Origin of the sequence: Dolichospermum sp. LEGE 00246, assembly GCF_015207865.1 — a bacterium.
GTDB classification, from domain to species: Bacteria; Cyanobacteriota; Cyanobacteriia; order Cyanobacteriales; family Nostocaceae; genus Dolichospermum; species Dolichospermum heterosporum.
Map to the genome: position 1 here is coordinate 1 of NZ_JADEWA010000200.1, position 9,218 is coordinate 9,218.

Below are 9,218 nucleotides of genomic sequence, written 5' to 3' on the forward strand. Positions count from 1 at the left end.
GAAAAATTATCCTAAATAAAATCCCAAAATATCTACCAATAGGCTATTGTCAGAACAGATAAATTTTAGTTTGCTATTAATTTTGTTAGTCGTTATATTGCCTTTAGCACTGCAAAAAACCACATAAAAGAAATAGGAATTTTCATGCACATACCCGACGGATTTGTTTCTGTACCAGTAGCCGCAGCCACCAGTTTAGCCAGTACAGCCGCCTTATTTGTAGCTTTTGAGCGATCGCAAACAGCTTTTGGCATTCGTCGCGCCCCCATTCTCGGCTTAACCACAGCCTTTATTTTCGCCGCCCAAATGATTAATTTTCCTGTAGCGGGGGGGACTAGCGGACACTTATTAGGAGGGGCTTTAGCCGCCATTATTTTAGGTAGTCCTTGGGCGGGAATGTTATGTATTGCTACAGTTTTAATTATTCAAGCCGTGCTATTTGCCGATGGTGGCATCACCGCTTTAGGTGCAAATATTTTTAATATGGGGATAGTCGGCGTGTGGGTAGCGTGGGGATTAACCCAAACCTTACAACGATTATTGGGCGGTTCTCAAAGGCGTTTACCCCTAGCAGCCGGCATAGCCGCCGCAGTTAGCGTAGTTGTCGCCGCCTTAGCTTGTGCCATTGAATTAGCCCTTTCTGGAACAGCACCAGCGAGCATAGTTTTACCCACCATGACGGGTGTACATATTTTGATTGGTATTGGAGAAGGATTAATTACCGGGGGTGTATTAACCTATCTAGCCACAGCCCGTCCAGATTTGTTACCAGGTGAAGAACATAAAGTTAGAGGCTGGTTAGTTCCCGTTGTGAGTATTTTGCTGATTTCGGGTGTGTTGTCTCTATTTGCTTCTGCTTGGCCAGATGGTTTAGAAAAAGTAGCAGAAAACTTGGGTTTTATCAACTTAGCTGAACAAGTCAGAGTGGTAGTACCAACACCTTTGGCTGACTATGAGATTAAAGGTTTAGGGCAAATCGGCACAAGTATTGCCGGTTTGGTAGGTTCTACAGCTTGCTTCACTGTAGCTTTTGGAATTGCTAAAGTCATGAAACCTAAGAATGCTTAAAATTTCCTTGCCATTACGCTTGCAATTATCCCTCATTATTGTAATTGGCGCAGCGTTTTTAAAACATCATACTTGGTCTAATTTACTAGTATATGGGGCGATCGCCCTTTTATGGGTTGGCCTATTACAAGTACCCATTCGTAAATTAAGCGGTTTACTTGGTGCAGAATTAATTTTTCTATCATTGATGGCTTTGCCTTTGGGATGGGAAAAAGCCAGTTTTTTACTTGTGCGTTCCCTAATTTGTTTAATTACCATGAATAGTTTTTTATTAACCTTACCCCCTCACAGTTTGGGTATTGCCCTTAAAAGCTTACCAATACCTGCCCCATTAAAAGAAAACCTGATCCTAGCCGCGCAATACTTAGAAATATTACTTTTAGAAGTAACGCAAATGCAGCGCAGCGCCCAATTACGTGGTTTAAATGGTGCAGCAGGATGGCTGCGTTATGCCAGTGCTTCCATGATTGGGGCGTTGTATCTTCGCACCCTCGACAGAGCGGAAAGAGTTTATGCTGCTATGGTAGCTCGTGGATATAATGGACAATTACCAATAGATTCCCCCCTCAAATCGAAAGAACGTTTTATCTTGTTAATAGCTGGGGTGACAGCTACTTGTTTAACCCTAAGTTCCTACTTTATTGTTATTTGAGTCGTGAATCTTGACATCCTTAACTTCTAATCCCCAAATTTCCCTGTCTCAACCGCATACAAATGTCGTTGAAGTCCAAAATCTGGTCTATGCCTATTCGCGCCAGCAACCCGTATTACAAGAAATTTCTTTTAGCTTACAAACAGGCGATCGCATCGCCTTAATGGGGGCTACAGGCTCAGGAAAAAGCACCTTATTAGAAAACCTCATCGGCTTAAAACATCCCCAAAGTGGCAGAATCTGGATTAACGGCATCCCCCTATTGCCAACCACCTTACCTCAAATACGCCAACAAATTGGTTTTAGCTTTCAAGATGCTAACGACCAATTATTTATGCCCACAATCCTGGAAGACGTTACTTTCGGACCCCTTAACTATGGTGTTTCACCCATAGCTGCAAAAGATAAAGCCCATCAACTATTAGCCGACTTCGGACTAGAAGCTTACGCCCACCGTTCCGCCCATGAACTTTCTGGAGGACAAAGACGTTTAGCCGCCTTAGCAGCAATTTTAGCCCTAGATCCAGCCATTCTCATCTTAGACGAACCCACCAACGGACTAGATCCAGCATGGCGACGGCATTTAGCTCACGTATTATTAAAATTGCCCGTACAAGTGATGTTAATAGCTTCCCATGATCTCAATTGGCTAGGAAGAGTAACTCAACGGGCTTTAGTCCTATCTACGGGTAAAATCCAAATAGACAGCGACATTCAAACACTGTTGCAAGATCGCAAAACCTTAGATAAATTAGGGTTGCCAGTAGATTGGTAAACTGCTCAACACAGAAATTCGTAATTGCGAATTAATAATCAATTGGCTTAATATTTAGGGGATTTTATCGGTCTTGGGATTTTAATGTTGTTTTCCCGTTATTCAGTTATTGCTCCTGTTAGCCTGAGCATTGCTTTGTTAATTACCAGTTGCAGCGAGACTAAAAGCTCCCAATGTCAGCGATTAGTTACAGTTGTAAATCAAGGTACATCACTGATTGACATCAAAAAAGGTCAGCAGGTATCAACCAGCTTGCAATTATCCAAAGACTTAAAAAATGTTACTAAGTCTATTCAGGAATTAAATTTAAAAGATCCCAAACTGCAAGAATTTGAAACCAAATTTATCAAAATCTTTGATCATCTTAGTGAAGCCATAGCCAAAGCTTCTCAAGCACTTGGGGACGCTAAAAAAGCAGAAGCATCATCAGATGGTAGAGCAAAAATTGAAAAAGCCAGAAAAGAAATTGATTCCGCACTAACAACAGCCGCCAAAACTGCCGGTAAAGAATCAGATACTCTAGGCGTTCAATTAAATAAATATTGTAGCCAAGCAGAATCAACTAAGTAAGGTTTGCGAGTATGGCTAACGCCACGCTACGCTAATCAAAAGGTAGGGGCGCAGGGACTGCGCCCATCCGGGAGCATGGCTAACCCCACGCTACGCTATCAGGAGGATTTAGAAGAAGTTATACAGCAAATTGTCATCAAACCCGGAACAAGAACCCCACCCCCAACCCCCTCCAGGTATCAAAAGCTTATCCTTTTCTTCCCCCCGCAGCGGGGGGATTTAGGGGGGTGCGATGAGGGGGCTAAGATGTACCTTATAAGTAATTGGACAAAAATATTTACAGTCATTGCGAGCGAAGGGAAGCAATCACAACCCTTGCGATTGCTTCATTTCACTTCGTTCCATATGGCTAACGCCACGCTACGCTGTCAGCAAACCCTAGTTAGCTTTCCAGATTGTGTTTCTTGATTTAATCACAATTATCACAATGTCCACAACGCCAATTAGCAGTTGGTGTTTCAAAGCCAAAGGCATTTAGTAAAAACTGCCAACGACATTTTTTATTAGTGAGATATTCACTCATTTGTTTAGCAGCTTGTAATTGTGTTTTTTCTGGATTTCCTGACTGCAAAGACATAGAATAATGAAAAGGATCAAGCCATGCCAACTGTCCATTACTATGCAGAAGAGAAAGTGCCACAGCACTATTCGGAAATTCTTTAATTACAGTATTTATTTCTCCTTGGAGTGGTAATTGTTTGGCTAATTGTTGAGCTTTTTGTTGTTGCAATTTCATTTGTGACTCAAAAAACTTCTGTCTTTGCTTATCCTCAGCATCTAAAAATCCCGTCGGTTCACTTACCAAAGTTAAAACATCAGCAGGTTTGCCATCTCTTCCCGCCCTGCCGATTTCTTGCACATATTCAGATAATAAATGTGGCGCATGAAAGTGAACCACCCAGCGCACATCTGATTTATTTATCCCCATCCCAAAAGCACAAGTACACACAACAAATGGGATTTTTCCACCTAACCAACTAGCTTCAATATTGCGGCGTTCTGCTGGACTTAATCCTGCATGATAACTAGCAGTTTGATAACCATTTTCTATTAACCACAGGCTTAAATTTTCACTATCTCTTCGAGTCCGTACATAAATTAAACCAACTTGATTTGGTCGTTTTTGAATAAACTTTAATAATTGTTGTTTTCTCCCTTTAGGAGTCCAAGCAATTCGGACAATAGGATTTAAATTTTCCCGATAGGGATTAATCCGAAAAATCTCAGGTTTGTCTAATTTTAAAACTGTAGAAATAATCTTTTGGGCTAAAGGATCAGCCGTTGCCGTAAAGGCTGCTATACTAATTTTTGTTCCCGGTGGTTTTGATTTTAGCAAAGCTTCACGCACAGCCCCTAAACGCCGATAAGCCGGACGAAAAGTATCACCCCACTGCACTAAACAATGGGCTTCATCCAGAATTAAACCATTAATTTGCAGTTGAGGATTACACAACTTTTGCCATACTGCTGGACTGAGTAATGTTTCTGGTGATAAATACAATAATCTTAATTGCTGTTTTTCCAAAGCTTGCAAGGTTGCATTGCGTTGAGATGCAGTTAATTCACTGTGTAAAAGTGCTGCTTTTTGTGATAGTTGCCGTAATTCCTCAACTTGGTTTTCCATTAGTGCCACCAAAGGAGAAACTATTAAAGTCAATCCTGTTTTTAGGAGGGCGGGAAGTTGAAAACAAATTGACTTTCCCCCACCAGTGGGCATAATAATTAGAGCATCTTTTTGTGATATTAAACAGTTAACAATTTCTTTTTGAGGAGGACGAAAATCGTCATATCCCCAAATTGCCTTTAATGCTGCGCGAACATCTTGCCAAGATTCTGTTACTGGGAGATTCATGTTTTTACCACAAAAGCACAAAGAACGATAAAGGGAAAAGAAAATAGAGGAAATATTTATCTTTACTTTTCCCAATTACCAATTACCAATTACCAATTACCAATTACCAATTACCAATTACCAATTAGTTCTTGATCATTCCATTCCAAAGTATCACCAATGTTTTCCCCATTATGGTAGGCGGCTAGTAATACTTCACAGGTTTTACCATAGGATATCGCACCAGTGGCATCAAGAGCGATCGCCCCAAAATCCCGATTATTCCTCTTTGCTTCTGTAAATGATCGCTGCATAGCATCCTGTAGTGACATTCCATCAGTAACACGCACCACAACCTTAGCAGCTAAACACTCATCAATAATATCTTCCCCAATCCCCGTACAACTCACCGCCGCCTGACTAGTCGCATAATTACCCGCTGGCATAGCTGAATCACTAACTCGCCCAATGCGTTCAAAGCCTTTACCTCCAGTGGAAGTACCAGCAGCTAATTTACCATAGCCATCTAAAGCGACAACACCAATAGTCCCCCTACCAGCATTTTCTGCCATTTCTGGTTCTGCTACTACCCCAGCCATGGTTCTTTTGAAGTTATCCTGGCGTTCTAGAGTCCACTCTTTCAAGCGCAAATCAGTTAAACCATTGTAAATAGGAACTTGCAATTCCCGCGCCAACTCAGCCGCACCATAATCAGACAAAACCCGATCATCAGCATCTTGTAAAAACAGCGCCATTTCAATCGGATTCTTCACTCGTGACACATTAATTACACCACTAAACCGCCCCGTTGTCCCATCCATAATGGAAGCACTCATGCGGATTTGTCCATCAGATTGGAGGACAGAACCAGTACCAGCATTAAAGCGGGGTTCATCTTCCAACATCTGACAACCCCGAACTACAGCCTCAGTCGCACTTACACCCGTTAGCAAAAGAGCATAAACTTCCGCAACAATCTGAGACAGAGAGTTGCGGACTGCTATTAATCCCCCCTTACCTTGGAGAGAACTACCAGCACCACCATGAATAATTAATTTAGGTTGCATTTGTAAAATCATTTATTTTCTTCGTAGGGGCGCAGGGCCTGCGCCCACATATTTATTGGTTGGTCTAGCTATCATTTTTAGCCTGAGAACGACGACGACGGCAACGTTCTGAACAATATTTCACTTCATCCCAACAATCTTGCCATTTTTTCCGCCAAGTAAACGGACGTTGACATACTACACAGATTTTTTCCGGTAAATCAGATTTAGAACAAGTAGGACGCATAACGTAACAATAACGTAACAATAAACACGAAAAACATCATCTATCAAAAAATACATCTAAAGACGGATGACAAGGATTTTTTAATCCTTGTACTGTCTACAATTAACCAAGCAGAATTAATTACATAGGTTTTCCCAAATTCTCCGATAATTTGCGGAAAACAGATGTAATGGAAGCTTTCCAATTTGTATGGTTTCTGGACTACCTTAACGGCTGATTATGAAAACACTAAAAGAGCTTATTAATAAAGCCAAAAAACGATTGCTCAAAATGCACTTTAAAAGTGGTGTTAAGCATATTGGCGGTAACTTGTCCTCTCTTGACTTTGTCTAGTTTGCGGTTTAAAGGATCAGTCTAAAGTCTTTGCTGAGGCTGACTTTGATCTTAATCAATTAGACAGTTTTGCCTTTGCTTCTCGTAAACTGCCTGAATATATGCACTACAGACTGATATCTTGTCCAACTTGTGATGTACTGTATGCCAGTCCAATTCCTGAATTAAGTGAATTAGCAACCGCCTATCATGAAGCTGCTTTTGATAGTTCAGAAGAAGCCCATTATGCGAGTCGTACTTATGCCAGTTTTTTACCCGAAATTATGCAACATATTCCTAATTTAGATGGTGCGATTGATATTGGCACAGGGGATGGAGCATTTTTAGAGGAATTGCTGCGTACAGGGTTTACTTCTGTTATTGGAGTAGAACCTTCCCAAGCACCTATTCTAGCGGCTAAGGAGGAAATACAACCATTAATTAAGCATGGTCTTTTCAGGGTTGAGGATTTCCAAGCGGGAACTTTTAGTCTTATTACTTGTTTTCAAACTTTAGAACATTTGTATGACCCTAAACAAATGTGTCAAGATGCTTATACTCTTGTCAAAAAAGGTGGGGCTGTTTTTTTCATTTGTCATAATCATCGCGCTCTCTCAGCTAAAATTTTGAGAATGAGATCTCCCATTTTTGATATTGAACATTTACAATTGTTCTCGGAAAAAAGTGCTAGATATCTTTTAAAAACGAATGGTTTTACAACGATAACAACTAAAGTTATCTTTAATCGTTATCCTTTACATTACTGGGTAAAATTATTCCCACTTCCTTTAAAACTCAAGCGCTTCTGTCTTTCTTTTCTGAAGAAGACAAAAATCGGCTACTTACCCGTTTCTATTCCCGCTGGTAATCTTGCAGTAATCGGCTATAAAAAGTGAAATTAAACTGGAAAATTTAGACTTAAAAAAATCTTCTCAGTTGGGATTTTTGCAAATATAAGTAGTGAAACAGAATGAGTTACACAATGTCATTGCAAATGGAACGAAGTGAAATGAAGCAATCGCAAGGGTTGTGATTACTTCCCTTCGCTCGCAATGACTGTAAATATTTTTGTCCAATTACTTACCAGTTTTATAAATTACATCTACGAAATCAGAATTGAAAGAAGCAAAACATTTTTTAAAATTCTCAGATTCACGTAAAGCTATAATATGAATATAATTCTACGTTAACTGACTCGTAACATAAATTGGATCTTTATAAATCATTAGTTGGTCATTTCCTATTTACTCTGGTGAAAACCGAACCGGAGTGGTTGCACAAACAAACCATCGGTAGTCTAAATTGGCTGTCGAAAGCCAGTTATTATCCTTATACCAATTGGTTAAACAACCTCTTTCAGCAATATCTATGTCTAAATGATCCACGATTAGAACAAACCGTACTGGGAATGAAATTTCCCAATCCCTTGGGTTTGGCGGCTGGATTTGACAAAGACGGCGTTGGCGCTAATATCTGGCATAATTTTGGGTTTGGTTTTACTGAATTGGGTACTGTTACTTATCACCCCCAACCGGGAAATCCGCCCCCTCGGTTATTTCGTTTACCTTTAGATCAAGCAGCACTTAACCGGATGGGTTTTAATAATGCTGGTGCTGTCGCTATGGCTGCAAGACTGAAGGAGGGGAAAGAGAACTTGAATTATCCAGTACCCATACCTATAGGTATAAATTTAGGTAAATCCAAGATCACACCTTTGGAATTAGCAGCCCAGGATTATCTAGAGAGTTTTCGATTACTGAAGGATTTGGGTGATTATTTTGTAGTTAATGTTTCCTCTCCCAATACACCGGGACTGCGATCGCTCCAGGATGCTGCCATGCTCAGTCAAATATTGGACGGATTACAACAGGAAAACACCGCGAAAAAACCCATATTTGTGAAGATAGCCCCCGATTTAGAATGGGATGCCATAGTTGATATTATTAATCTGGCTCAAGCTTACCAAATCGCTGGTTTAATCGCCACTAACACCACGATTAGCCGGGAAGGACTCAAAACCCAAATCATTGAAAAAACTGGCAAATCTCCCCAAGAAGAAGCGGGAGGAATTAGTGGAAAACCAGTGAGCGATCGCTCCACAGAAGTAATTCGCTTTATTTACCAACAAACCCAGGGACAAATGCCCATCATTGGCGTAGGTGGCATATTTACCGCCGAGGATGCTTGGGAAAAAATCACAGCCGGTGCTTGTCTTATTCAAACCTATACAGGCTGGATTTATGAAGGACCAATAATGGTACGCCGCACCCTCGCAGGTTTATTAACCAAGCTAGAAGAAAACGGCTTAACATCCATCAGTCAAGCGATAGGAATGGGTAATAGGTAATGCTATTTTAGAGGATGTTTTAAAAGTGGTATCCCATAATTTTCATCACATTGTTAAGTAGTGAGACAGAATTAATTATACAATGTCATTGCGTTAGCGCAGCGTGGCGTTAGCCATAGGGAACGAAGTGAAATAAAGCAATCACAACCCTGGCGATTGCTTCCCTTCGCTCGCAATGACTGTAAATATTTTTGTCCAATTACTTACCCCCCTAGTCCCCCCGATGCTTTGGGGAGAAACCGGAAGCTTCATTGTCAAGAGGGAAACAGCCCAGACCACCAGCTAAGGTCCCCAAATCATCACTAAGTGATAAAGGAGGTGAGATTGCCTAGACAACTAGGAGGTTTGCCTAGAAGCAGCCACCCTTGAA

The 9,218-nt window shown here is 40.8% G+C and carries 9 protein-coding genes and 1 rRNA gene; 7 read left to right on the forward strand and 3 right to left on the reverse strand.

Annotation, left to right across the window (positions count from 1 at the left end):
• Positions 1–144: 144 nt before the first annotated feature.
• The 4 genes from IQ228_RS14120 (at position 145) to IQ228_RS14135 (ending at position 3,065) form a co-directional block, all read left to right on the forward strand.
• A complete protein-coding gene (locus tag IQ228_RS14120) occupies positions 145–1,068 on the forward strand; it encodes an energy-coupling factor ABC transporter permease (protein WP_027403557.1) in 924 nt (307 codons plus the stop codon).
• A complete protein-coding gene (locus tag IQ228_RS14125) occupies positions 1,061–1,720 on the forward strand; it encodes an energy-coupling factor transporter transmembrane protein EcfT (RefSeq protein ID WP_027403558.1) in 660 nt (219 codons plus the stop codon). Before IQ228_RS14120 ends, IQ228_RS14125 begins: the two co-directional genes overlap by 8 nt.
• Before the next feature lie 10 nt (positions 1,721–1,730).
• Complete coding sequence (locus IQ228_RS14130; protein ID WP_193963241.1) at positions 1,731–2,495, forward strand: energy-coupling factor ABC transporter ATP-binding protein; 765 nt, start codon at positions 1,731–1,733, stop codon at positions 2,493–2,495.
• An 84-nt stretch (positions 2,496–2,579) separates the two neighbouring features.
• Positions 2,580–3,065 (forward strand): hypothetical protein, encoded by a 486-nt coding sequence (locus IQ228_RS14135; RefSeq protein ID WP_035082607.1) that lies wholly within the window; start codon positions 2,580–2,582, stop codon positions 3,063–3,065.
• Positions 3,066–3,474: 409 nt separating this feature from the next.
• Here IQ228_RS14135 and IQ228_RS14140 read toward each other — a convergent pair whose 3' ends face one another.
• The 3 genes from IQ228_RS14140 to IQ228_RS14150 all read right to left on the reverse strand — a co-directional run bounded on the left by IQ228_RS14140 (position 3,475) and on the right by IQ228_RS14150 (position 6,189).
• Positions 3,475–4,917 (reverse strand): ATP-dependent DNA helicase RecQ, encoded by a 1,443-nt coding sequence (locus IQ228_RS14140; RefSeq protein ID WP_027403561.1) that lies wholly within the window; start codon positions 4,915–4,917, stop codon positions 3,475–3,477.
• 110 nt (positions 4,918–5,027) lie between these two features.
• Positions 5,028–5,975: an isoaspartyl peptidase/L-asparaginase gene (locus IQ228_RS14145; protein ID WP_193963243.1), complete on the reverse strand. Its 948-nt coding sequence runs from the start codon at positions 5,973–5,975 to the stop codon at positions 5,028–5,030.
• Between the two features lie 52 nt (positions 5,976–6,027).
• Entirely contained in the window at positions 6,028–6,189 is a 162-nt protein-coding gene (locus IQ228_RS14150; RefSeq protein WP_096667596.1) for a DUF2256 domain-containing protein, read from the reverse strand.
• Positions 6,190–6,623: 434 nt separating this feature from the next.
• On the opposite strand from IQ228_RS14150, the gene IQ228_RS14155 reads away from it, so the two are divergent.
• The 3 genes from IQ228_RS14155 to IQ228_RS14165 all read left to right on the forward strand — a co-directional run.
• Positions 6,624–7,397 carry a class I SAM-dependent methyltransferase gene (locus tag IQ228_RS14155; protein WP_193963244.1) on the forward strand — a complete coding sequence of 258 codons (774 nt, stop codon included), beginning with the start codon at positions 6,624–6,626 and terminating at the stop codon, positions 7,395–7,397.
• A gap of 311 nt (positions 7,398–7,708) precedes the next feature.
• Entirely contained in the window at positions 7,709–8,848 is a 1,140-nt protein-coding gene (locus tag IQ228_RS14160) for a quinone-dependent dihydroorotate dehydrogenase (protein ID WP_027403563.1), read from the forward strand.
• 215 nt (positions 8,849–9,063) lie between these two features.
• Positions 9,064–9,218, forward strand: a 23S ribosomal RNA gene (locus tag IQ228_RS14165); the annotation flags it as partial.